This window comes from Pedobacter sp. WC2423, assembly GCF_040822065.1.
Lineage (GTDB): Bacteria > Bacteroidota > Bacteroidia > Sphingobacteriales > Sphingobacteriaceae > Pedobacter.
This window is the reverse complement of record NZ_CP162005.1, coordinates 958,739-982,689: the sequence shown is the minus strand read 5'-3', so window position 1 is coordinate 982,689 and position 23,951 is coordinate 958,739. Positions and strand designations below refer to the sequence as shown.

Sequence of the window (23,951 nt, the reverse complement as noted above, 5' to 3'; positions counted from 1 at the left end):
AACAGATAGAATAAAATGTCGTCAACACACCTATATACTTACCCAAAGCAATTTAAACTGGAGAACGGAAAAGAATTGCGTGGGGTACAAATTAGCTATCAGACTTTTGGAAAGCTAAATGCCAGCAAAGACAATGTGATCTGGGCATGTCACGCATTAACCGCCAATGCAGATGTTCTGGATTGGTGGAAAGGGCTTTTTGGAGAGAATAACCTATTTAATCCAGAAGAGCATTTTATCATTTGCGCAACCGTTATTGGTTCACATTATGGAAGTACAAACCCATTAAGCATTAACCCGGTAACGGGAAACCCCTATTACTTATCATTTCCTGATTTTACCATCAGAGATCTGGTACACGGGCATCAACTGCTTGCCGGACACCTGGGAATTCAGAAGATCCGCGTATTAATCGGCGGGTCTTTAGGTGGCCAGCAGGCCAGTGAATGGGCAATCATGGAAAGCAGCAAAATAGAGAATCTGATTCTCGTAGCCACCAATGCTTATCATTCTCCCTGGGGCATAGCTTTCAATGAAAGTCAGCGTCTGGCCATCAGTACTGACCGTAGTTTTTATGCACAACAACCAGATGGCGGAATGAAAGGCTTAAAAGCAGCAAGAAGTATCGCCCTGCTTTCTTACCGGACTTATGAAGCTTATAATGCAACACAACTGGAAAGTGTCAATGAAAAAACTGACGGCTTCCGGGCTGCCTCTTACCAGAATTACCAGGGAGAAAAGCTTTGCAAAAGATACAATGCATATAGCTATTGGTACCTAAGTAAAGCGATGGATAGCCACAATGTAGGCAGAGGAAGGAAAAGCGTTATTGATGCCTTAAAAGCTATCAAGTCCAACACACTGGTGATCGGAATTGAAAATGACTTCCTTTTTCCTTTAGTAGAACAGGAGTATTTAGCCAAACATATTCCGGCGGCAGAATTTCACAGCATCAATTCGGCTTATGGCCATGATGGATTCTTAATTGAAACAGACATACTAACTAATATAATCGGCAATTTCCTCAAAGAAAGTGTCCATAAAAAAATTGTTAAACTGCATAAAACAGCGTAAATGAGTAAGAGACTTAAAATTGGAATATTCGGTTTTGGAGTTGTCGGACAGGGACTCCATGACATCATCCGTGGCCAGGATTTAAACTTGGAAATTATTAAAATAGCCATCAAAAATCCGGATAAGAAACGTAGTCTGGATGCCGGACTATTTACTACTGATCATGATGAGATTTTAAATAATCCGGAAATTAATACGATTGTAGAACTAATAGATGATGCAGACGCTGCGTTTGCCATTGCAAAAAAAGCACTGACCAGTGGAAAACATGTAGTCTCTGCCAATAAAAAAATGATTGCCAACCATTTAGCAGAACTCGTAGAATTACAAGCTAAATATGGTGCCTCTTTACTTTATGAAGGTGCAGTATGTGGTAGTATTCCAATCATCAGAAACCTGGAAGAGTATTATGACAATGAATTACTGCATGGAATAAGCGGGATTTTTAATGGTTCATCGAACTATATTTTATCTAAAATATTCAACGAAAACATGCCATATGATGTCGCTTTGAAACAAGCACAGGAGCTTGGTTTTGCAGAGACTGATCCGATTATGGATGTTGGCGGCTATGATCCGAAGTTTAAACTGGCTATTGCAACTGCCCATGCTTACGGTTTATTTATTGATCCCGATAAAATTCTGAATGTTGGTATCCAGAATTTATCAGAGCAGGATATCCAGTACGCAAGAGAAAAGAATTACAAAATTAAACTCGTACCTACCGCTCGTAAAATCAGCACCAAACAAGTCGTAACTTATGTATTGCCTAAGTTTGTGAAATCTGATGATTTCTTATATAACGTAGAAAATGAATACAACGGAGTTACAGTACAAGCTGCTTTTGCAGACAAGCAATTCTTTTTTGGAAAAGGTGCTGGCGGACATCCAACAGGTGCAGCAGTTTTATCTGATATTGCAGCATTAAGATATGGCTACAGATATGAGTACAAAAAGTTTCATCAGCAAAATGGACTGATTCATACCGATAATGTAAATATCGAAGTTTACCTGAGATATACCCATGAATATACCGTTGAAAAGCTGAAGATTGAAAACATTGTAGAACGGTTTTCAAGAAATGACTTTAAATATGTGATTGGTAGTGTAAGCTTGAAATCTCTGTTAGCGAATAAAGATTTGCTCGTACAGAAAGATGTTTTCATAGCACATACCGGAAGGTTTACCTACACAGATAAGCAGATCGAGGTGATTGCCGGAGAAGAAGCTCTTGTTCACTAAATCCATACAGAAACGCTCAGGAGTTAACCAACAAAAAAGCCTTTCAGTTAAATTCTGAAAGGCTTTTTTGTTTATGTTTTCACTTATTAAAACGAGGTAAATGAAGCATAGTGATCTCCTGTATAATACCGGCTGCCATCGTTACCAAGAACGATACGCTCTGCTCCTCTGTTCTGTCCGCTCACTTTTGGGTTTACATCATACTCTTTGTAAGCTACCCCTTGTGGCAATAAACCTTCACGGTTCTGGAATACTGTTCCTCCAACATATCCCTGAGGTGCCTTTCCATTTTTAGCTACATAATCAGCAACCGTATAAGCTTTTTGCGGAACTGCGGCTGCTGCTTGTTGAGTCGTTTGGCCTGCAATACTAACCGTTGTTGCTTGCAGCGTGTTTACTAAAGCTAATGAAGAATTGCTGTCTTTCGTGAAAGACGAAAACAGCAAACCAAAGGTTAGCAGTGCGAATAAAATTTTAAAGTTTTTCATAGATCTTTTTTTAATGGTTATTTATTAATGAATAGATAAACTAAAGATCAGTGATTTAAGTTAAATTTTCACACGTTAAGCAAAACTTAATGCATTGTTCATCCTAAGCAAACATAGCCGTTAGCTATTACAACTAAAGATTATCCGTAATAACACAAATAAGCCACATCCTGGTCACAGCTAACCTCAAATGAAGAGCCCGCAACAACATCAAATTCCTCCTGCGCATTGTAAACCTGATATTCATCAGCTAACTTCACTTTCATACTACCTGAGATCACGATCATCTTTTCTGGCGAAGAAGTTGAAAAAACATAAGTTCCTTTCTTCATCACTCCCAGTGTAGCTTTACCTTTCTCAGTTTCCAGTCCAAGACTTTGAACTTTGCCTTCAAAATAAACATTGTGGGCCACTGTTTCATTTACAATAGCGTTATTAATCGGATTACTCATAGTTTTATGGGGGTTTAGGTTATTCAAATATATTGACTATACCCACATTTACGTAAATTACAAGCAGATATTTTGAAGATAACAGCAGATATTTTAATGAATATAATAACAGACAATTTATACGGCAAATTCAGCGTTTCTCCCCTTATTCATGAATTAATTAATTCCAGGCCTTTCCAAAGGCTTAAAGGAATACACCAGGGCGGTGGAATATTTTTGGTTAACCCAAAACTAACCTTGACCAGGCATGAACACTCTATCGGAGTTATGTTACTGATTAAACTACTCGGAGGAACTGAAACAGAACAAGCAGCAGGGCTACTTCATGATATTTCACATACCGCATTTTCTCACGTTATTGACTATGTATTTGAACATGCCGGGGAAGATTACCACGAAGAAATCTTTCAGAGAATTTTGAATAACTCTGAGATTCCGGAGATATTAAGCAAACACGGATACAGACTTTCACACTTGACAGCTCAAAACTTTAATATACTGGAGCAACCCCTGCCCAATCTTTGTGCAGACCGGATTGATTATGCTTTGAGAGATCTGTTTTATGCCGGCTTTATTACTAAAGAAGAAGTTAAAAACTTTATTTCAGCAATCTCCATTCACGAAGGAAGAATCATGGTCAGCTCCATAGCGCAGGCACAATGGTTTAAAAGCAAATTTGAAATCCTGAACAAGGACTATTTCGCCAAAAAAGAACACCTTTACGCCAATGAGAAATTAACAGAAATAATTAAGCATTTACTCAATGAAAACGTAATCACGCCAACGGACTTTGAAACAGATGATGCACAGCTGCTGAAGCAAATTGAAAATACTGTTGCCGGAAAGCAACGTATTGAAGAAATTAAAAAATTCAAAGATTTTGAAGCATACACACCCGGTTTCAGCTTAAAAAACCGCATAGTAGATCCGGAGCTTTACATTAGCGGAGTGTATTCCAGGTTAAGTCAGGTCTGATATCAAGTGGGTTGAGTGAAATCTGATATTAAATATAAACAAAAGGGGTATCCAGTTCACCAGATACCCCTTTGCTATAATTATATCCCTGTTCAGGAATTAAATTTCTCTGTTGATATCCCAGTTCTCCAGGTAATCTGCCACTCGGCGTACAAAAGTACCACCAAGCGCACCATTAACCACCCTGTGGTCATAAGACAACGAAAGGAACATGATATGGCGGATTGCAATTACATCCCCGTATTCAGTCTCTAAAACAGCTGGTTTCTTTTTAATAGCGCCTACAGCAAGAATAGCTACCTGTGGCTGATTGATAATAGGTGTTCCCATTACGTTTCCGAATGAACCTACGTTAGTCAAAGTAAAAGTACCACCCTGCGTCTCATCAGGTTTCAATTTAGAACCCCTTGCACGGTTTGCCAGATCATTGACAGATTTAGTTAATCCGACAAGATTCAGCTGATCCGCATTTTTAATTACAGGGACAATCAGGTTACCACTAGGCAAAGCAGCAGCCATACCAATATTAATATCTTTTTTCTTGATGATTTTCGTTCCGTTCACAGAAACATTGATCATTGGAAAATCTTTGATTGCTTTAGTCACAGCTTCAATAAAGATAGGCGTAAAAGTGATCTTTTCGTTCTCTCTCTTCTCGAAATTTTTCTTTACTTTATCTCTCCACAAAACCATGTTTGTCACATCAGCCTCTACAAATGACGTTACGTGAGCAGAAGTCTGCTTACTCATCACCATGTGATCCGCAATGATTTTACCCATTCGATCCATTTCAATGATTTCATCAGCCCCACTTAAACTCACTACCGGCTGCGCACTAGCAGACTTTGCAGCCGCAACAGGCGCCGGTGCAGCAGTAGTATTAACTGGCTCTTCTTTAACAGCAACAGGCTGGCTTTGTTCAGCACGGTTAGCTAATACAGCTCCCGTACTTTTACGTCCATTCTGGATATAATTTAACAGATCATCCTTAGTTAAACGGCCATCAGCACCGCTACCAGCAATATCATCAAGCTCAGTTACACTAATCTGCTCCTGAGCAGCTATGCTCTTTACTAAAGGAGAATAAAAGCGATCCGGCTCACTGCTGTGCTGCGCAGAATTTACCGGCGTATCATTCAACTGTTCAGTTCCCGGAATACTAACCGCTGGCTCAGCCGCAGCAGCCTGTTCAGCTACAACAGGTTGCTCCACCTTTTCAGCAGCTTTACTTTCAGCAGCATCTGTCTCGATTATTGCAATTACAGCACCAACCTGAACAACATCATCTTCTTTATATAATTGTTGGACCAATTTTCCAGCCACTGGTGACGGAACCTCTGAGTCCACTTTATCTGTTGCGATTTCTAACAGGGTATCATCCAAACTGATCATATCACCAGGTTGCTTTAACCACTTGATGACGGTTGCTTCTGCAACACTTTCTCCCATTTTAGGTAATAATAATTCGTATTGTGCCATTTAGTTTACAGTAAATTTGGTATTTCCTATCGGATGCAAAAGTAAGGCTTTTTTGCAGTTAATTGTTATCTTCTTTCAGCAGATTCAAAATCATTGTTAAAGCAGCGATCGCCGACCGCTCAATATTCTGTGCTCTTTTACTTCCAAAAGTAAATAACTTTGCCACTACCCCATTCTTGTTTGCCACTGCTATCCAGACAGTTCCAACTGGTTTATCTACAGTTCCGCCATCAGGCCCGGCAATACCACTTACCGCTACACTATAGTCAGTATTAAAATGAGTGATCGCACCAGCAGCCATTTCTTTTACAGTTTGTTCACTAACCGCACCATATTTTGCCAGTGTATCCGCTTTTACTCCTAAAACAGATTGCTTTAATTCATAAGAATAAACAACTGCGCCGCCCGTATAAACCGACGAACAACCCGGATGCTGCGTAATTAACTGCGCAATATATCCACCCGTACAACTCTCCGCCGTAGAAAGGGTAAGCCCCTTTTTGTCCATCATATCGAGAATAGCCTTCTCAATCGCAATATCATCCTCAGCAACAATATAAGGCTTGATCTTTTCAATAATCCGCTGCGCATAAACCTCTACCTCTTCCTTCAATTGAGCTTCATCAGTACCAGAAGTACTTAACCTCAACCTTACCTGTCCAAGTTTCGGTAAATAAGCAAGCTTAATAGCAGGAGGCAAACTATCTTCAATTTCCTCAATCTGCTGTGCCAGGAAAGACTCCCCTAAATTTGCAGTAAGTATAGTTTTGTGATAAATAAAAGGCAGTTCAAAAGCCTGCTTTAATCTTGGCAGGATTTCTTCGTCCATTAAATACATCATTTCGAAAGGTACTCCAGGCATAGAAACGAAGATTGTCCCTTCACGCTCAAACCACATACAAGGCGCTGTTCCGTTTTTATTTGGGATCACCGTACAACCATCCGGCACATCAGCCTGCCTGATATTTGACTCAATCATCGGGCGGTTAAAACGTCTGAAAATCTCTTCCACCTGTGCCAGTACACCAGCATCGCGGCGCATACCCATATTAAAATACTTTGCCAGTGTATATTTGGTAATATCATCCTTTGTCGGGCCTAGTCCACCAGTAATTAAAATAATCTTCGCTCTTTGCTCCGCCTGTGCCAGTGCTGCTATAATGTGATCAGCATCATCAGATACCGAGGTTATTTGTTTTACTTTAATGCCCGCAGCATTCAGTTGTTTGGCCATCCATGCAGAATTTGTATCCACAATCTGGCCGATTAATATTTCATCGCCAATCGTAATAATCTCAGCTAACATAAAAATTCGTTAAAAACGTGTATAATAAGCTTGTTGTTTGCTCAACTTTAAATCCTGTAAGATCGAAGCTTTGACCTTAATTGTCAAATTATAACTTCTGTAAGGGCCAATAGGAATCCAGTTAATACTCATATCCCAGCAATGTAAATCTCTGTATATCGCAAAAGATGTAGGTGACAAACCCGCACTTTTAAAATCATATCCAGAAGTAAACTGTACTTTCCACTTAGGAGTAACGTTAAAATCCCCATTAAAGTTTAGCGTATTCGTTGCTGTCGGCAATAAACCCGTTGCTTGTCTGGAATAATCAAAACGGTAAGAAAACGTAAAGTTCCATGGAATTTTAAAATCCACAAATGCATTAGGATCCTTGCTTACTTCAGCTAACTGTGCAGCCTGCTCTGGTGTCATTCCATTTTGCTGCACTTTTTTGGTTGTCTTATCCAGACTCTCATTACGCTTGCGGAAAGCTTCCGCATTTAAACTATATCCAAATGACACACTGAATCTTGTTAACCTTGGAAGTGTATACCTGTCCACCAGTTTTTTAGTTTGATATACCCCATTGATCGTTGAATCCGCTACCGCATAAGGATTAAATGACCCATCATAAGTAATCCCGAATTTATCCGTAAACTGTGAACGTCCGCTAAAACTCAACTCAGAAAGCTTAAACGCTGGTGCAAGGAAATTATAAGACCCATTAAACCCTAAACCCTGAATAATCGGTACCTTTCTCATCCCCGTACCCGTCGTGTCTTTTTTAGACAATACTTTCGCCTCTAAAGTATTATCCAGTCCAAAACTGATACTCGCATTTCTTCCCTCTCCCGGCCCGCCATATAAAGTACCCTCATGAATAGAATAACGTTTATTCCTTCCATAAAAAGGATCATACACAGGTGTACCATCCTGGTAAAGTAAAGTCTTGTAATTTCCTTTCGAAGGATCAGAAAAATCAGGACGGTAACTAAAGTTCGCATTCGGAGTCATCACTAAACGCAAAGCCTTTAAATTACCCATTTTCTTAAATTGTAAAGTATTATAGATCTTGGTAGACAAACCCATATTGATACTATATTCACCAGAACGGTTAAAACCCTGAACCGTGTCTCTGACAATCTGATCCGGCTGTACAACCCCATTTAATAAAGCCCCGCGAATTGCAGTTTGGCGAACAGACTGGAACTGCCATTTCTCTAAATAAGTTCCGCCAGCCGAAAAGTTGAAATACTTCAACGCCGTAAAGTTGATACTTACCGGAACCGTATGGCTGAATCCATTCTTCAATCTATCCAGCGCCTTTCTGGTAAAAAGTAAACTATCAGAAGTAGAAATAGAGTTAGAAGCTACCATAGAGTAACCTACCGTAATCTTGTTGTACCATTTCTGCTCCCCGACACCCTTTTGCTTAAAAAGCGGAAAAGTCTGTACCCCTAATGCAATATCCGGTAAAGTAACGTCTACCGTTTTAGACTGTGTATTCTGATTATGCCTTGCCGCTGCCGAAAAAGTAACTTTTCCATCCGCGAATGTTCTGCCATAACTTACACTGGAAGACAATGCATTTTCAGTAATCTGTCTGAAATCATAACTCGTTCCACCGGCCGTATTTAAATTGTAACCACTCGTTTTAATATTGACACTCGCTCCAAAGTTTGTTCCCGGATGCGCATTGGCATTCTGTGAATGCACCCATTGGATACTATAATCCTTACGCGGAGAATAAGCCGGAGTACCTTCCAGACCATAACGATTACTATTATAATCTACTTTGATACTACCATTATACTTATAACGCTTCACATAATTTGAAGTTACCGACATCCCATAAGAACCCCTGGTATATAATGTACCCAGGATCTTCGCATCCCAGTAATCATTCAGATTCAGATAATATCCACCATCCCTGAAAAAGAATCCCCTGGTATAATCATCTCCCACATTGGGCATGATAATTCCGGAGTTCCTTTTATTAGGTTTTGGGAAAAAAGCAAACGGCAAACCTAAAGGCAGCGGTATGTCCTCAATTTTCAGATATACCGGGCCGGTAATAATTTGTTTATCAGTTACGATACCTTTAGTAATAAAGATCCCAAAGTGAGGATGCGGTAAATTACAAGTACTATAAGTCATCCCTTTCAGGTGAATTTCATTGTCCGGTTGCCTCTTGCTCTGTCCACCAGAGAAGAATCCCCCCTCCTGTTCCGTGAAAGTATTAAACACAGTTCCCTTTCCGGACTTAGTATTATAAAAAAGTGAATCCGCTATAGAAGACCCCTGTTTTTCCATCTTAAAAATAGGTTTACCCAGATATTTACCCTTTGAATCCTTTCTTCCGCTCGCAAAAACCGTATTTGTTTTAGAATTATAGGTGATATAATCCGCATCAAGCTCGAAGGATTGGTAAATAACCCTGGCCTTTCCATATAAATAGATTATACTATTGTCCTTACTATACTTTGTGGAATCGACTGCTGAATATTCTATTTTAGAATCACCCTGTTTCACCACACCACCCTTCGCTCCGGCAGCGCCACCAACCTTAACTTTAGCCGTATCTTTTTTCGCTGTATCCTGTGGTAACCCCAATGGACTTTTAGCAGCAGTATTCGGATTAGGTATAACTTTATTAATAGCTTTTTTGGTGGTGTCCTGCTGTTGCAATATCTGGCGTGTAGAAAAACTTTCAAAGGCAAAAGCAGAGTGACCGGCAAATACCAGTAAAAAGATAGAATTCAGTAAGAGGATAGTTCGTAAAAATTTCAAATTCTTGTGTGAATGTAATAAATGCAACTGTAGTTAAAGTCTGTCTAAATTTATAGATTAAAATTGTTTAATATCCATTTTTGAATGAAACAGCTCAACTGTTGCAAAGAAAGCCATTACCTTCCCGGAGCAATTAACGCTATTGCAGCCAAAATTGTACTTAAACAAATTAATAGCTATGCTTAAAACAGCCTTTTAACCCAAAACGTCCAAAATTAGCGAAAAATATAGCATTGCCGGGGGCAAATACCATTTTGATTAAAAATATTTCCTAACACCCCTCTAAACACTGGATAACCAACAAATTGCAGGCTTTAACCAATTAAAAGCAGTTCAATAAATCCGAACAGATATCCCGGTCATACCGTGTATCCTCAGCCTGGCTGCAAAACAATTTCAAACAATAGGCACCAATTCCGTACTAAAAATTATATTATACTATCTTTGTGCGCAAATAAGCAACAATTAAGGGATAATACTACCTGTTTAAGATTATAATTTTAGACAGATCCGAAGCCATTAAACAAAAAGATTAAATGAGATTGAAAAGGAATATATTCTTATGCGCTATTTTTTTGCTGATCACTTCAACAGCTGCCCTTTCTCAGGGTTATAAAGTAAAGACCATTGTTATCGATGCCGGTCATGGTGGCGATAAACCAGGTGCAGCCGGAAGCTATTCATTAGAAAAAAACGTGACACTGCAAGTTGCCTTAAAATTAGGCCGGAAGTTTGAAGAAGATATGCCAGGCGTAAAGATCGTTTACACCAGAAAAACAGATGTTGACGTGTCCTTATACCGCAGACCACAAATTGCAACAGCTGCAAAAGCCGATTTGTTTATCTCCATTCACTGTAACTCGATGCCAGACCATAAAGTTGTAACTGGTTATACGACCAGAAAAGGAAAAAGAATTCCTAAATACGGCTATGTAAAGAACAAAACTACCAGTGGTAATGAAACATTTGTAGCCGGTAGTCACCGCTTAAACGAGCAAGACGGTGCACTCCGTGAAAATGCCGATATCAGCTTAGAAAAGGATTATAAAAAAAATTATGATGGTTACGATCCAAAGGATCCTGAAACATTTATTATACTATCTTTGTTTAAAAACATATATAGGGACAAAAGTCTGAAGTTAGCACGATTAATGCAGAACAATTATACCCGCGACAACAAAAGATTTAACAGAGGTGTTAAAGAGCAGGGAATTTTAATCTTACAAAGATGCGGTATGCCAGCCGTATTAACTGAGATTGGGTTTATTTCGAATCCAGCCGAAGAAGATTATATAAACTCAGCGAGCGGCCAGTCAGAGATTGTAAATGCAATCTTTAAAGCCGTGAAGACCTACAAACAAGAAACAGAAGTAAATTAAGTAAACTACTATAAGTGAAAATAACTAACGAAACCAAAGTAGGCATATTAGCAGCCTTTTCTATCGCCTCATTAATTATCGGATATAACTTCCTTAAAGGTAACTCATTATTTTCGAGTGAAACATTACTTTATGCCAGATATACCCACGTTGACGGTCTGGCCATATCAAAACCAGTATTAATAAACGGCTTTCAGATTGGTCGTGTAGATAAACTTGTTTTACAACCTGACGGAACCATTTTGGCTACCCTGAAAATAAAAGGCAAATATGACATTCCAAAATCGACCATAGCCAGATTAGAAAGCACTGACCTGCTGGGCAGCAAAGCAATTGTAATGGCTTTAGGTACCGGTAAAGATTTTGCTCAGGACGGTGACACCTTAAACTCTAACGTAGAGAAAAACCTGATGGAGACCGTTCAGCCCGTACAAAAGAAAGCAGAATTGATTATCGGTAAAATGGATTCTATCCTGACCAGTGTCAACTCTATCCTGAACCCTGACTTCCAGAAAAACGTCAACAAGAGTTTCAACAGTATTGCTGGTACGCTGGCATCCTTAGAAGGAACCTCTAAAAAAGTAGACGGATTAGTAGGAACTGAAAGTAAAAGAATTGCAGCTATTTTAGCCAATGCTGAGTCCATTTCAGGAAACCTTAAAAACAACAATGCGAAGATCAATGCTATACTAAGCAATATCAATAAAATCACTGATCAGGTTGCCGCTGCAAACTTCAAGCAGACAATTGACAATGCAAATAAAGCTGTAGCAGACCTTCAGGGCATCGTAAGTAAAGTTAATGACGGTAAAGGAACTTTAGGCCTGCTTGTTAACGACACCAAGATGTATGACAACCTGAACAATGCCTCTAAAAACTTAGATGAACTCATTATCGATCTTAAAGCTAACCCTAAACGTTACGTACACTTCTCAGTATTCGGCGGCGGAGGTTCGAAAAAAGATAAGTAACCCATAAAAAAAGCAAAGGCGCTTTGCTGTCGGCGTTCATGAAGAATGAACAATGTCAGCAAAGCGCCTTTCCCTTTTTTATTTAATTTCTCCCCGTACTTTCCGGGTAGGTTGATTGTTGGGAGCTTAAAGCCCCCACTTAGAACGCCTTAGGAATACCCACTAATTGCCTTATTACCTATTACCACGGACTAATACCCGTATCCGGCGCATTGTCATCACTAAAGAACTGTCCCGTAGGCCCATCAGCTCCCAGCGTTGCCGCCTTTACCACTCTTGCAGCAGCTTCCTCTACCGTCCCCGGGCCACTATGATGGTTAAAATCCGTAGCCGTATACCCAGGATCCACCGCGTTGATCTTAAATGACGTAAAACGCTGATCATAAGCCAACACAATCGTATAAGCATTAAGCGCAGCCTTAGACGCTACATAACTAGTTGGTTTAACACTATAATACTTCCATTCAGGATCATTATGCAGCGCAAGTGAACCTAACCCAGAAGTTACATTAACAATTCTTGGCTCTTCAGACTCCATCATTAAATCAACAAACGCCTGCGTAACTTCTATCACACCAAAAAAGTTAGTTTCAAACACCTCCCTGAACACCTTAACATCAGTTTCCAGTGGAGTCTGTGGCATTGCACCACCAATACCAGCATTATTAATCAATACATCCAACACCTTAACTTTCTGCCCTAACACCTCACGCGCAGCCCGTACCGATGCAACATCATTCACATCAATCGCTATCGCCTCCACCTCACTTAAGCCCTCAGCACGCAGCTGACTAACCGCCTGCTCACCCTTTTCCATATCCCTGCTGCCTAGATATACATAATACCCCTGCTGTAATAATTGTCTTGCCGTTTCAAAGCCTATGCTTTTATTTGCCCCTGTAATCAATACTGTTTTCATAATCTATTTTATATATAAACAAATCTACAGCGCATGCCCCTTCTGAACACAGGACATCCATCAGTAATCATGGTACATTTTGCGGGTGGCCATACGATACTCAACCGGTGTAACATTACACTCCCTTTTAAAAAAGCGATTAAAATAAGAAGTATCCGAAAAACCAAGATCAAAAGCAATTTCCTTCAACGAATTGTCCGTATGAAAAAGCAGGCGCCGTGCTTCCAGTACCTGTCGCTCATGTATATGTTTGATGGCCGGTTTGCCACTCTGACTCTTGACAACCTCACTTAAATGTCCCGCAGAAATATTCAGCAAAGAAGCATACTCACTCACCTCCCGCAGCTCCCGGAAGCGCTCATTGATCTTTAACTGAAAATTTTTAAGCAATACCTTATCCACAGAAACACCAATATCCCTAAACTGCTCCACATACAAACGGCTCAGATAAGTAACCAGTACTGTCAAATAAGCAGCTAACATACGCTGCTGCCACTCCCCACTACTCTGATACTCCGCATTCAGCTTAGCAATCATATCCTCCACAAAAACGACATCAACCTCACTAAGCAGAAGCTCATGCCCATTCTGAGGATTCTGAATCAACGGCAACCCACTTAAAACAGTATTTCCCTGAAGAGACAGAAACTCAGTCGTAAAAGCGATACCCGTGCTCCACAACTCCTGGAAGCCATCCTTTACAATAATCTGATTTGGTTCCGTAAAATAAAAAGTATTATCCTTAAGCGAATAAGGGTTCATATCAATCCATAAACTGCTCCCACCCCGTCTCATAAACACCAGCAGATAATGATCCTTTCTATGCGGTATCAAAAAATCCGACTCATCCGGTAAAGTACCAGTAAAATTATACATCCTGAAATGTTTATTCCTACCTACCCCATCCGGCTCCAGAGCGTAAACAGGTAACTGTTGATTATGATTAAGCATATACACCGTTAATTTAAAACTTATTAATTACCCAGGCCGTCAATACCCATAAAACAGTAACCAATAAAGCAAAGATCAAAAACAAAATAACCAATGCAAGCACAATCGTACTCTTTCCACTGCCCCTATGCTTACCCTGCTCATAATACTCCTCCATCAAGCGCATGTTCCTGGTATTTGACTTAAAGAAAAAATCCCAAACCTGTCCAACCCCCGGAATTGCCCCAATCGTCGTATCCAATAAAATATTGATACACATCAACACAACAATTTTGCTCGTGAGTCCTTTACTCGCCATAGCCAGTACTAAACCACCAGAAACAGCAAAACCAACAATATCCCCAGCAAAGGGGATTAAATTCAGCAAAGGATCCAGTCCGAACCTGTACTTTGTACCCGGAATTCTGAACTGTTCATCCATCAAAAAAGAAAGTCTTGAAACCCACCGTAAAACAGGAACATCCGGAACCGAATTTTTATAAGAAGAATCATATGGCATTATACCGTAACCAAATATCAGTCAGATTGTTTTCCCACATTTATCTTCCCACGCGTTTCCTCTATAAAGCCTCTCTTTTTATTTTGTATCAAAAAGCTTCCCTATTTTTACATCTAACAAGTTTCTTTTTTTCTGCACCAATCAAGCTTTCCTATTTTTACATCTAATAAGTTTCTTCTTTTTTTGCACCAATCAAGTTTCTCCTATTTTCTGCATCCAATAAGTTTCTTTTTTTTTACCTAATAAGTTTCTTCTATTTTTTTACCTCAATCTGCATCATGCCCAAATGGAATGAACCTTTACTAATTTTAGTGGTAAAAAAAAATGAAGAGTAGCATGTCCTGACAATGATTCATTCTTCATGAATTCCGTCAGGACATGCTACCCTTCATTTTTTTTCTAATAAGCTAAACGGTGAATGTAACACCTTCGAGAGCCAGCTCAGTATTTTCAAAAACCCCCTGCGCCTCCTCTAACAGCGGCAATAGCGCCTTATACCTCGAAGAAAAATGTCCGATAATCAACTTACCAGCACCAACCTCCTTCGCCACCAATCCCGCCTGTAAAGCCGTCGTATGATGCGTCACACCTGCCCTTTCCAGCAAATCGTCCATAAACGTTGCCTCATGATACAACATGGTGCAACCCCGGATACTCTCCAGATAACTCCCGTCCGCCATTGTATCCGAACAATAACAATAACTCTTAGGCATATCCGAATCAATCGTATAATCAGCATTCAAAATCACTTCACCACCCGGCAAAGTCAAATCCAAACCCTTCTTTAACAACTGATAATAATCCGGAGAAATATTTGCAGCCTCTAACTTATCCACTAAAACCTTACGTAACCTCTTTTTCTCCGTAAACCTGAACCCTGTACACGGGATCCTGTGATTCAGCACAATCGTTTCAACCGTTAAATCCTGATTCTGGAAAATCACTCTTGGCTCATCCGCTACAATCGGACAAAACTCAATCTCAAACCTTAAATTTGTTTCAGAATATCTGAACTGAATCTCCAGGATCTCCAGTAAAGCTGCCGGAGCAAAAATCTGGAAAGGCTTGATACGCCCATTCAAATTCATCGTCGAAAGTAAGCCGATCAAACCAAAATAATGATCACCATGAAGATGACTTATAAAAGCCACATCGATCTTACTCGCCTTAAAACCAAACCTGATTAACTGCTGCTGAGTACCCTCACCACAATCAATCAAATAAAACTTATCCTTACAATTTAAAAGCTGTGCTGACGGATTTCTATTAAAAACCGGAGTAGCAGAACTACTTCCTAAAATGGTAACCTCAAACTTCATTAATTTCCCTGATCAAAGCTCCCTAGTAATTCCTTCTCTATCTCTTCCATGAAGATCAAATCTTCCGCCTCATCCAGGCTGCCCACAATATTTAATGACTGATCAATAGACGACATTTCCAATAATTTGGCAATACACTCCGTTAACCCCGTTACCAGGAATAACCCATTTGCCTTTTTGCAAAGCCTGTCCCCAACCAAAAGACAGCTCAGGTCCTGTGAATCATCACAATTACTCACCATCGATAAGTCCAGAACGATATTACAATACCCCTCAGCATTCAATAAAATGAACTCAGACTTTAATCCGGGCGTATTCTCAGCAGTCAGTTTGTTTTCATCCAACCTGATTGCCACATACTTTTCGTGTTTATCTACCGAAAATTTCATAACATCCCCCTTTTTTATATAACAAATTAAGAATTTAATTTGATAACAAAGTATTCAGACTACCTAAAACATTCTGCTCAATTCTGTTCAGTATATCATCCTGCTCATTCTTTACAAACGTATCACCAGTAATCTGCTCATACAACTCAATATAACGCTCAGAAATTGAAGCAATAACCTCAGGAGTCATTAACGGGATCACCTGTCCATCCTTACCCTGGAAACCATTTTCAATTAACCACTTGCGTACAAACTCCTTAGAAAGCTGTTTCTGAGGAGTATTTTCCGCCTGGCGCATCTCATAGCCCTCCGCATAAAAATAACGCGAAGAATCCGGCGTATGGATCTCATCAATCAGGTAAATTTCCTCACCAATTTTACCAAACTCATACTTCGTATCTACCAGGATCAGACCACGCTCAGCAGCCATTTCAGTTCCTCTCTTATACAAAGCATAAGTATAACTCTCCAACTGATCATAATCAACAATCGAAACAATACCCTTCGCTAAAATATCTTCTCTGGAGATATCCTCATCATGCCCAACAGACGCTTTTGTTGTTGGCGTGATGATTGGCTGAGGTAATTTATCATTCTCCTTTAAACCATCCGGAAGCGCTACACCGCATACACTTCTTTTACCCGCACTATATTCCCTCCACGCATGGCCCGCAAGGTAACCCCTGATGACCATTTCTACCTTAAAAGGCTCACAAATGCGACCAATCGTCACCATTTCATCCGGTACAGCAATCACCCAATTCTGAACGATATCCGTTGTTGCCTTTAAAAATTTAGCCCCGATCTGATTTAACACCTGGCCCTTAAAAGGAATAGCCTCAGGTAAAACCACATCAAATGCAGAAATCCTGTCAGTCACTACCATGGCCATCAAACGATGATCAATAGTATACACATCACGCACCTTACCCTTGTAAAAACTACTCTGTTCAGGAAAATTAAAATTTGTTTCTTTTATTGCTTTCATGTTGTTGATGGATCACATCAATTATTGTTTATAAATTACTGTATATCTCCGTACGCCTTCAAAATCCTTTTCACCAGCTTATGCCTTACCACATCCTCCCCTGTCAGGTAGATGATTTCGATACCCGGAATATCATCCAGAATACGCAAAGCATTATGTAAACCCGACATTTGTTTCTTAGGTAAATCGATCTGCGTTACATCACCAGTCACGATGAATTTCGCAGAAGGGCCCATCCTTGTCAGGAACATCTTCAACTGTAAATCCGTTGAATTCTGTGCTTCGTCCAAAATTACAAAACAATTATCCAAAGTACGGCCACGCATAAAAGCGAGCGGTGCAATTTCGATCGTTCTGTTCTCTAAATACAACTTCAGCTTCTCTGCCGGAATCATATCATCAAGCGCATCATATAACGGACGAAGATAAGGATCTACTTTCTCCTTTAAATCACCAGGCAGAAAACCTAAGCTCTCCCCAGCCTCTACAGCCGGTCTGGTTAAAATAATTCTTTTAATCTCTTTATTTTTCAATGCTCTCACAGCAAGTGCTACCGCCGTATACGTTTTTCCCGTCCCCGCAGGGCCGATTGCAAAAAGCACATCGTTTTTCACGATACTGTCCACCATTCTGCGTTGATTAGCCGTTCGGGCTTTGATCATCATACCGCTATTCCCGAATACAATGACTTCTCCACCGCCACCACCATTCACTTTTTCTGGTGCAGCATCAGCACCATAAACATCCGCGTTATACTTAAACGCTAAAATTGATTCAATATCACCCGGACTTAAAGAGCCATATTGCTCCAGGTGACCGACCAATTTACCAAATTTTTTTTCAAAGAGTTTTTGCTCACCCTCATCACCTAACACCTTCACCTCGTTGCCTCTGGCAACAACTTTCAGTTTAGGAAATGCGTGTTTGATCAACTCATAATGCTCGTTGTTTGCACCCCAGAATTGTACCGGATCTACTGTTTCTAATGTTAGTTTTAGTTCGTTCAAAATATTGTTTTTTAGATAGGAGTGTATATTTTGATATAAAAGTTGAATATTTGTAGCGCTTTACCGCATACGCAAGAATAAGAATAAATATTCAATTTTTAATGGCCATTATCACTTTAACAACAGATTTAGGATCCAAAGATTTTTATCAGGCTGCCCTCAAAGGCAGTATCCTGACGATCTTGCCTACAGCTACTATTGTTGATATTACCCATGAAGTTCCATCCTTCAATATCTCTTACGCAGCCTTTGTTTTAAAGAATGTTTATCACTATTTTCCTAAAGGTACTGTGCACCTGATAGGTATAGATTCTGTGTTCAGTGAAAATACAAAATATATCGGGTTAAAATATCACGATCATTATTTTGTCGGCGCTGATAACGGGATTTTTTCTTTGCTATTTGACGGCAAACCAGATGAGATTGTAGAGCTGAATATTATGCAGGATCTGAAGTACCTGCACTTCCCGCTTGTTGATATTTTTGTTAAAGCAGCCATTCACCTTGCCAAAGGCGGGAAGCTCAAAGACATTGGACTGCCCACAGCAAACATTGAAGAAAAAATGCTCCTCAACCCGGTCATCGAACAAGATATGATCAGAGGAAGTGTCATTTATATCGATACCTTCTGCAATGTAATTACCAATATCACTAAAGAACTATTCACTAAAATTCAGCGTAACAGAGACTTCACCCTGTTTTTCCGGAAAAGCGAAACCATAACCCAGCTCAGCTGGCACTATAACGAAGTTTCAGAAGGAGAAAAACTATGCCTTTTCGGCATCAGCAACCATTTGGAAATAGCCATTAACAAAGGTAAAGCAAGCGGCTTACTCGGTTTACACCTTGGAGATATTGTCCGCATTCAATTCCACCCTTAAACCAGGTTCAATTGAGCTGAATCAGCCCTACCCTTTATAAGGCATAGATTTTGCTTTAAAAATCAAAATAATACAATTATGATCAGACCTCTCCTTCTATTTATCGGTTTAAGCACTACTATTAATGCCTTAGCCATACCAAGTGACACCTCTGCCTATCAGGTGCAACGTTTAAAAATAAATGCCCTACTCGCAGAGCGAAGTGCCAAATTCGGGCAGTACGACTTAAGCCTCAGTGCGAGAACCGGTATTTTCGGCTTGCAGACTAAGAACGACCTCAAGAATTCCAATGAAATACTGCGTGGTATCATACTGAATGACAACAATATATTCAGGGAACTTAAAGTATTAATGAACTATAAAGATCAGGAAGTACAACAAGTACAAACCAATGCCGGCAATAACGCAAAACGAATAGAAAGCTACATGCAGGCCATTAAAAAATTACAAGATCAGAACGAAGAATTAAAGAAAAAAACAGCAGCGATAACAGCAGAAAAAAACACAGAAACCTATTCCATTATCTTTTTAATTCTGATTATCATCACCGGTGGCCTCTACTTTTACAGCAAACTCCGTAAAAAATCTTAAATACAATAATTAGTCAGCATCCCTACCAGGAACTTAGGCTCTATCCAGGTAGACTTTGGAGGCATTGTCTTATTCGCATCCGCTACATTGATAATCTGTTCCACAGAAACCGCAAACAACGTAAATACGACTGCATAAAGGCCATTATCCACCATTTGCTGTAACGCTGACAAAGGCGTAATCCCACCTTCAAAAGTCACCCGCGCATTGGTACGCGGATCATCAATTCCTAATACAGGACCTAACAACTGATGCTGTAAAATACTAACATCCAATAGCTCTACAGGATCATTCGCATCATAAGCAGCTGGTTTTGGAGATAAAACATACCACTGTTTATCCAGGTACATTCCAATCCGGTGTAACTGATCCGGATCTACCGGCTCCTGCGATTTTTCCAGCGTAAAAGCATCCTTTAGTCTGGATAGAAAATCAACTGTCGTTAACCCATTCAGATCTCTGACCAGCCTGTTAAACTGCAGCACCCTGATCTCATCCGTATTCATAAACACAGTCGAAAAATAATCCATCTTTGACATGGCTGCCGCACGATGATGACCATCTGCAATATAAACAGCACCTATCTTTTCGATTTCACTGCTAATTAAATCAATAGCCTCCTGGTCATCAATCAGCCAGACCTTATGTTCAGTCAAATCAGTAAACGTAAAATCAATCACCGGAAGCTCCAGCATATACTTTGCAATTACCTCATCAATAGCCTGCACAGGATGATAAGTAATCAATACCGGGTTTGCATCCAGACCAGTATGGTGCAGATAATCAGCCAGCTGTTTCTCCCGCCTTTCTACCGTCAGTTCATGCTTTTTAATGCTTCCATCCAGATAACTCTGTACATCACTTAAAGTCCATAAACCTTTCTGCGTAAACCCATTACAAGTAACCTGGTAAATATAAAAACAAGGGCGGTTAACCGGAACCAGTACATTACCATTCAGAAAAGAATCGAAGTTTTCAGCAATCTTACGGAAAATCAATTCCTGGTTCATATCACGCAAATAAGCATGATCCAAAGCCGGACTAATTAAATGAAGAAAGCTATAATTGTTTTCAGAGGCAATTAATCTGGCCTCACCTGTACTGTAATATTCAAGGGGCCGTGTGACCACAGAAGACTGCAAATGTGCAGCAGGGATAAGCGCTGAAAAAGGCTTTACTAAAGGCATGAAACAGGTGTTATTTGGTTTGGGGCCAATATAATCAAATCCCCAAACCATTTAACTTATTTTCCTGTTTTAATAATTATTTTTTAAAATGTGCAATAATCAATGAAGCTAACTCTTCACCAATACGCTCCTGTGCTTCGTTCGTAGCTGCACCAATATGCGGCGTTAACGAGATCTTAGGATGTTTTAAAATAGCCTCCAAAGGAGTAGGCTCATTGTCAAACACATCTAAACCAGCAAAAGCAACTTTAGCACCATCCAACGCATTAATCAGTGCCTGCTCATCAATTGTACCACCTCTTGAACAATTCACCACACCAACTCCTGGTTTCATTAAATCAAACTCAGCAGCCCCTAAAATAGGACGGTCAGCGAAAGGCGTATGTAAAGTGATGAAATCACTATTTTTAATCACTTCTTCCAGACTAACCGTTTTAACAGGAATATCAAGACTTAAATCACCCTGAAACTTCAATGTCAATTTGCCATCAAAAGGATAAAGATCATAAGCCAGTACATTCATACCCAAGCCTAAAGCTAAAGTAGCCGTCTCTCTTCCAATTCTGCCAAAGCCAATGATCCCTAAAGTTTTACCTCTAAGCTCAGTGCCTTTTGCATAATCCTTTTTCAGTTTATTGAAACTCGTAGCACCCTCAACAGGCATTTTACGGTTAGCATCCTGTAAAAAACGAATACCAGTAAATAAATGTGCAAACACCAGTTCTGCAACTGACAAAGAAGAAGCAGCAGGGGTATTCACTACCGCACGGCCTTGTTCACGTGCATAATCCACATCAATATTGTCCATTCCTACTCCACCTCTGCCAATCAACTTCAAATTCGGGCAAGCATCAATCACATCTTTACGAACTTTCGTTGCGCTTCTAACCGTAATTGCATCATAATTCTGCAGGGCTTCAATCAGTTTATCCTGAGCAACAGTTTCTGTATCTACAATAAAACCGGCTTCTTCTAATAATCGTTTTCCGATAGGATCGATCCCATCGTTTGCAAGTATCTTAATCATTAAATTTTATTTTGGGTGTTTCTCTGCAAAAACCTGCATCAATTCCACTAGTCTGTGTACACTTGTAATTGGTAACGCATTGTAAATAGAAGCTCTGAATCCACCTACACTTCTATGTCCTTTAAGCCCTTCCACATCATTCTCTTCTACAAATTTCAGGAATGGTTTCTCCAGTTCAGGATTTTCCATCACGAAACAGATATTCATTCTTGAACGGTCCTCTACTACAGCAGTACCCTTAAATAAAGGATTTCTGTCAATTTCCATATATAAAGCATTCGCTTTCGCAATGTTCTCTTTCTCAATCTCCGCCACACCACCTTTAGATTTTAACCATCTCAGGTTTAACATCGCTACATAAATTGCAAAAACAGGAGGCGTATTGTACATAGAACCACCCTCAATATGCACTTTATAATCTAACATAGAAGGGATCTTATTAGTTGTTTTACCTAAAATCTCATCCTTAACAATTACTAAAACTGAACCAGCAGGGCCAATATTTTTTTGTGAACCCGCATAGATCAGATCATACTGTGAAACATCGATCACTCTGCTCATAATGTCTGATGACATATCACACACTACCGGTACTTGAGTTTCAGGCAAGCTGAACATTTCAGTTCCATAAATTGTGTTATTCGAAGTGCAATGGAAATAAGCACTATCTTCAGGAATTGAATATCCCTTAGGCACGTAGTTAAAGTTAGCATCCTTCGAAGAAGCCACTACATTCGCAGAACCAAAGTTTTTCACTTCTTTAATCGCTTTGTTAGCCCATACACCCGTTTCCAGATAAGTTGCTGTTTGTCCTTCACTTAACAAGTTCATCGGAACCATTGCAAACTGCAAACTTGCACCACCCTGTAAAAATAAAACAGAATATCCTTCCGGTACATTTAACAACTCTTTAACCAACTTAACAGCTTCAGCTAATACGGCCTCGAACTCTGGTGTACGGTGGGAAATCTCTAAAATCGATAACCCGTCCTTAAAATCTAAAACGGCTTGTGACGCCTGTCTAAACACTTCCTGAGGTAAAATACAGGGGCCTGCTCCAAAATTATGTCTCATTTTATATGCTAATTAATTATTGTAAATGTAATTGGTTTTATCCAAATAATATTTGGTTTTTTGAAATAACTACTAAACGAATGGATTTTATATACTGTTTAAGGAGGATACTGATTCACACTTCATCGCGGTGATCATTTCCAAAGGGGATTCAGCACCGAAAATAGCATTTCCAGCTACAAAAACATCCGCGCCGGCAGCCAGTAAATCGCCCAGGTTATGAATACTTACACCACCATCTACCTCAATCAGTAAACCCGGATTTACTATGGCAGCCATAGCTTTCAATCTTCTGATTTTAAGCAGTGTATTGGGAATAAACTGCTGTCCGCCAAAACCAGGATTTACAGACATGATCAGTACCATGTCCAGTACCGGAAGAATATCAATCAGTAACTCTACAGGCGTATGCGGATTAAGCGCTACGCAGGCCTTCGCTCCTGCTTTATGGATCACCTGAACCGTTCTGTCCAAATGTACACAAGCCTCATAATGTACCGTAATACTATTTGCTCCTGCTTCGGCAAACTGTTCAATATACAAATCAGGATTAACGATCATCAAATGAACATCCAAAGGTTTCTTCGCATGTTTTTTCACCGCTTTCATCACTGGAAAACCAAAAGAAATGTTCGGTACAAATACACCATCCATAATATCTACATGAAACCAATCTGCGTCGCTCGAATTAATCATTTCTATATCGCGTTGTAAATTGGCAAAATCAGCAGAAAGTACAGAGGGGGCAATCAGGTGTTTCATGTGTTCAGATTGTAAAGCTATTGAGAAAGTAAATATAAAAAAATAACCCGTTTATAGCACAAATTAGTCTGCATAAAAGGTATATTCAATGTAAAATGAAATCCTAAAACATGCCTTTAATTACGAAAACGCACACTCACTGTTCATTTCCGGGCAGTTTCAAATTCATCAGGATTAAAAATCACTGTTTATTCCATCAAAAACCAGTTTACAAGGGAATGG

At 39.7% G+C, this 23,951-nt stretch carries 23 protein-coding genes; 7 read left to right on the top strand and 16 right to left on the bottom strand.

Going from position 1 to position 23,951, the window contains the following annotated elements:
- The first annotated feature begins 15 nt into the window (after positions 1-15).
- Together metX and AB3G38_RS03710 are read left to right on the top strand one after the other, a co-directional pair.
- A complete protein-coding gene (gene metX, locus AB3G38_RS03715) occupies positions 16-1,074 on the top strand; it encodes a homoserine O-acetyltransferase (protein WP_367867151.1) in 1,059 nt (352 codons plus the stop codon).
- Positions 1,075-2,316, top strand: coding sequence for a homoserine dehydrogenase (locus AB3G38_RS03710; protein ID WP_367867150.1), 1,242 nt, complete (start codon positions 1,075-1,077; stop codon positions 2,314-2,316).
- An 86-nt stretch (positions 2,317-2,402) separates the two neighbouring features.
- On the opposite strand, the gene AB3G38_RS03705 is transcribed toward AB3G38_RS03710, so the two are convergent.
- Together AB3G38_RS03705 and AB3G38_RS03700 are read right to left on the bottom strand one after the other, a co-directional pair.
- Positions 2,403-2,804, bottom strand: coding sequence for a ribonuclease domain-containing protein (locus AB3G38_RS03705; protein ID WP_367867149.1), 402 nt, complete (start codon positions 2,802-2,804; stop codon positions 2,403-2,405).
- Between the two features lie 140 nt (positions 2,805-2,944).
- Positions 2,945-3,256 carry a pyrimidine/purine nucleoside phosphorylase gene (locus AB3G38_RS03700; protein WP_367867148.1) on the bottom strand — a complete coding sequence of 104 codons (312 nt, stop codon included), beginning with the start codon at positions 3,254-3,256 and terminating at the stop codon, positions 2,945-2,947.
- A gap of 96 nt (positions 3,257-3,352) precedes the next feature.
- Here AB3G38_RS03700 and AB3G38_RS03695 point away from each other — a divergent pair, with 96 nt between their 5' ends.
- Positions 3,353-4,231 (top strand): HD domain-containing protein, encoded by an 879-nt coding sequence (locus AB3G38_RS03695; protein ID WP_367867147.1) that lies wholly within the window; start codon positions 3,353-3,355, stop codon positions 4,229-4,231.
- 99 nt (positions 4,232-4,330) lie between these two features.
- On the opposite strand, the gene AB3G38_RS03690 is transcribed toward AB3G38_RS03695, so the two are convergent.
- Genes AB3G38_RS03690 through AB3G38_RS03680 form a run of 3 tightly spaced genes read right to left on the bottom strand, consistent with a single transcriptional unit; the run spans position 4,331 to position 9,785 of the window.
- The gene (locus AB3G38_RS03690; RefSeq protein ID WP_367867146.1) at positions 4,331-5,710 is read right to left on the bottom strand and encodes a dihydrolipoamide acetyltransferase family protein; all 1,380 of its coding nucleotides are present in this window, start codon (positions 5,708-5,710) and stop codon (positions 4,331-4,333) included.
- Between the two features lie 58 nt (positions 5,711-5,768).
- The gene (locus AB3G38_RS03685; RefSeq protein WP_367867145.1) at positions 5,769-7,016 is read right to left on the bottom strand and encodes a competence/damage-inducible protein A; all 1,248 of its coding nucleotides are present in this window, start codon (positions 7,014-7,016) and stop codon (positions 5,769-5,771) included.
- Between the two features lie 9 nt (positions 7,017-7,025).
- Positions 7,026-9,785, bottom strand: coding sequence for a putative LPS assembly protein LptD (locus AB3G38_RS03680; protein WP_367867144.1), 2,760 nt, complete (start codon positions 9,783-9,785; stop codon positions 7,026-7,028).
- Between the two features lie 536 nt (positions 9,786-10,321).
- Here AB3G38_RS03680 and AB3G38_RS03675 point away from each other — a divergent pair.
- Together AB3G38_RS03675 and AB3G38_RS03670 are read left to right on the top strand one after the other, a co-directional pair.
- Positions 10,322-11,164 carry an N-acetylmuramoyl-L-alanine amidase gene (locus AB3G38_RS03675; protein ID WP_367867143.1) on the top strand — a complete coding sequence of 281 codons (843 nt, stop codon included), beginning with the start codon at positions 10,322-10,324 and terminating at the stop codon, positions 11,162-11,164.
- 14 nt (positions 11,165-11,178) lie between these two features.
- Positions 11,179-12,135 (top strand): MlaD family protein, encoded by a 957-nt coding sequence (locus AB3G38_RS03670; RefSeq protein WP_367867142.1) that lies wholly within the window; start codon positions 11,179-11,181, stop codon positions 12,133-12,135.
- 181 nt (positions 12,136-12,316) lie between these two features.
- On the opposite strand, the gene AB3G38_RS03665 is transcribed toward AB3G38_RS03670, so the two are convergent.
- From AB3G38_RS03665 to AB3G38_RS03635, 7 genes are all read right to left on the bottom strand, one after another.
- Positions 12,317-13,054 (bottom strand): SDR family oxidoreductase, encoded by a 738-nt coding sequence (locus AB3G38_RS03665; protein ID WP_367867141.1) that lies wholly within the window; start codon positions 13,052-13,054, stop codon positions 12,317-12,319.
- 60 nt (positions 13,055-13,114) lie between these two features.
- Positions 13,115-14,005, bottom strand: coding sequence for a helix-turn-helix domain-containing protein (locus tag AB3G38_RS03660; RefSeq protein WP_367867140.1), 891 nt, complete (start codon positions 14,003-14,005; stop codon positions 13,115-13,117).
- Positions 14,006-14,018: 13 nt separating this feature from the next.
- Positions 14,019-14,504, bottom strand: a complete 486-nt coding sequence (locus AB3G38_RS03655) for a DUF4112 domain-containing protein (protein WP_367867139.1) — start codon at positions 14,502-14,504, stop codon at positions 14,019-14,021.
- 407 nt (positions 14,505-14,911) lie between these two features.
- Positions 14,912-15,823: a ribonuclease Z gene (locus tag AB3G38_RS03650; RefSeq protein WP_367867138.1), complete on the bottom strand. Its 912-nt coding sequence runs from the start codon at positions 15,821-15,823 to the stop codon at positions 14,912-14,914.
- A complete protein-coding gene (locus AB3G38_RS03645) occupies positions 15,823-16,212 on the bottom strand; it encodes an STAS domain-containing protein (RefSeq protein ID WP_367867137.1) in 390 nt (129 codons plus the stop codon). The genes AB3G38_RS03650 and AB3G38_RS03645 overlap by 1 nt, the downstream gene beginning before the upstream one ends.
- A 34-nt stretch (positions 16,213-16,246) precedes the next feature.
- Positions 16,247-17,200 carry a phosphoribosylaminoimidazolesuccinocarboxamide synthase gene (locus AB3G38_RS03640; protein WP_367867136.1) on the bottom strand — a complete coding sequence of 318 codons (954 nt, stop codon included), beginning with the start codon at positions 17,198-17,200 and terminating at the stop codon, positions 16,247-16,249.
- Between the two features lie 35 nt (positions 17,201-17,235).
- Complete coding sequence (locus tag AB3G38_RS03635) at positions 17,236-18,207, bottom strand: PhoH family protein (RefSeq protein ID WP_367867135.1); 972 nt, start codon at positions 18,205-18,207, stop codon at positions 17,236-17,238.
- A gap of 101 nt (positions 18,208-18,308) precedes the next feature.
- On the opposite strand from AB3G38_RS03635, the gene AB3G38_RS03630 reads away from it, so the two are divergent.
- Together AB3G38_RS03630 and AB3G38_RS03625 are read left to right on the top strand one after the other, a co-directional pair.
- Positions 18,309-19,088: an S-adenosyl-l-methionine hydroxide adenosyltransferase family protein gene (locus tag AB3G38_RS03630; RefSeq protein ID WP_068399230.1), complete on the top strand. Its 780-nt coding sequence runs from the start codon at positions 18,309-18,311 to the stop codon at positions 19,086-19,088.
- A 78-nt stretch (positions 19,089-19,166) separates the two neighbouring features.
- Positions 19,167-19,679 carry a hypothetical protein gene (locus tag AB3G38_RS03625; RefSeq protein ID WP_367867134.1) on the top strand — a complete coding sequence of 171 codons (513 nt, stop codon included), beginning with the start codon at positions 19,167-19,169 and terminating at the stop codon, positions 19,677-19,679.
- On the opposite strand, the gene AB3G38_RS03620 is transcribed toward AB3G38_RS03625, so the two are convergent.
- The 4 genes from AB3G38_RS03620 to rpe form a co-directional block, all read right to left on the bottom strand.
- A complete protein-coding gene (locus AB3G38_RS03620) occupies positions 19,676-20,866 on the bottom strand; it encodes a DUF1015 domain-containing protein (RefSeq protein ID WP_367867133.1) in 1,191 nt (396 codons plus the stop codon). The genes AB3G38_RS03625 and AB3G38_RS03620 overlap by 4 nt on opposite strands.
- A gap of 76 nt (positions 20,867-20,942) precedes the next feature.
- Entirely contained in the window at positions 20,943-21,893 is a 951-nt protein-coding gene (locus tag AB3G38_RS03615) for a D-2-hydroxyacid dehydrogenase (protein WP_367867132.1), read from the bottom strand.
- Between the two features lie 6 nt (positions 21,894-21,899).
- Positions 21,900-22,967 carry a 3-phosphoserine/phosphohydroxythreonine transaminase gene (gene serC / locus AB3G38_RS03610; RefSeq protein WP_367867131.1) on the bottom strand — a complete coding sequence of 356 codons (1,068 nt, stop codon included), beginning with the start codon at positions 22,965-22,967 and terminating at the stop codon, positions 21,900-21,902.
- Between the two features lie 87 nt (positions 22,968-23,054).
- Positions 23,055-23,729: a ribulose-phosphate 3-epimerase gene (rpe, locus tag AB3G38_RS03605; RefSeq protein WP_367867130.1), complete on the bottom strand. Its 675-nt coding sequence runs from the start codon at positions 23,727-23,729 to the stop codon at positions 23,055-23,057.
- Between the last annotated feature and the right edge of the window lie 222 nt (positions 23,730-23,951).

Coding starts and splice junctions, on each gene's coding strand:
- metX (WP_367867151.1), top strand. CDS start 16: ATGTCGTCAACACACCTATATACTTACCCAAAGCAATTTAAACTGGAG.
- AB3G38_RS03710 (WP_367867150.1), top strand. CDS start 1,075: ATGAGTAAGAGACTTAAAATTGGAATATTCGGTTTTGGAGTTGTCGGA.
- AB3G38_RS03705 (WP_367867149.1), bottom strand. CDS start 2,804: ATGAAAAACTTTAAAATTTTATTCGCACTGCTAACCTTTGGTTTGCTG.
- AB3G38_RS03700 (WP_367867148.1), bottom strand. CDS start 3,256: ATGAGTAATCCGATTAATAACGCTATTGTAAATGAAACAGTGGCCCAC.
- AB3G38_RS03695 (WP_367867147.1), top strand. CDS start 3,353: ATGAATATAATAACAGACAATTTATACGGCAAATTCAGCGTTTCTCCC.
- AB3G38_RS03690 (WP_367867146.1), bottom strand. CDS start 5,710: ATGGCACAATACGAATTATTATTACCTAAAATGGGAGAAAGTGTTGCA.
- AB3G38_RS03685 (WP_367867145.1), bottom strand. CDS start 7,016: ATGTTAGCTGAGATTATTACGATTGGCGATGAAATATTAATCGGCCAG.
- AB3G38_RS03675 (WP_367867143.1), top strand. CDS start 10,322: ATGAGATTGAAAAGGAATATATTCTTATGCGCTATTTTTTTGCTGATC.
- AB3G38_RS03665 (WP_367867141.1), bottom strand. CDS start 13,054: ATGAAAACAGTATTGATTACAGGGGCAAATAAAAGCATAGGCTTTGAA.
- AB3G38_RS03660 (WP_367867140.1), bottom strand. CDS start 14,005: ATGCTTAATCATAATCAACAGTTACCTGTTTACGCTCTGGAGCCGGAT.
- AB3G38_RS03655 (WP_367867139.1), bottom strand. CDS start 14,504: ATGCCATATGATTCTTCTTATAAAAATTCGGTTCCGGATGTTCCTGTT.
- AB3G38_RS03650 (WP_367867138.1), bottom strand. CDS start 15,823: ATGAAGTTTGAGGTTACCATTTTAGGAAGTAGTTCTGCTACTCCGGTT.
- AB3G38_RS03645 (WP_367867137.1), bottom strand. CDS start 16,212: ATGAAATTTTCGGTAGATAAACACGAAAAGTATGTGGCAATCAGGTTG.
- AB3G38_RS03640 (WP_367867136.1), bottom strand. CDS start 17,200: ATGAAAGCAATAAAAGAAACAAATTTTAATTTTCCTGAACAGAGTAGT.
- AB3G38_RS03630 (WP_068399230.1), top strand. CDS start 18,309: ATGGCCATTATCACTTTAACAACAGATTTAGGATCCAAAGATTTTTAT.
- AB3G38_RS03625 (WP_367867134.1), top strand. CDS start 19,167: ATGATCAGACCTCTCCTTCTATTTATCGGTTTAAGCACTACTATTAAT.
- AB3G38_RS03620 (WP_367867133.1), bottom strand. CDS start 20,866: ATGCCTTTAGTAAAGCCTTTTTCAGCGCTTATCCCTGCTGCACATTTG.
- AB3G38_RS03615 (WP_367867132.1), bottom strand. CDS start 21,893: ATGATTAAGATACTTGCAAACGATGGGATCGATCCTATCGGAAAACGA.
- serC (WP_367867131.1), bottom strand. CDS start 22,967: ATGAGACATAATTTTGGAGCAGGCCCCTGTATTTTACCTCAGGAAGTG.
- rpe (WP_367867130.1), bottom strand. CDS start 23,729: ATGAAACACCTGATTGCCCCCTCTGTACTTTCTGCTGATTTTGCCAAT.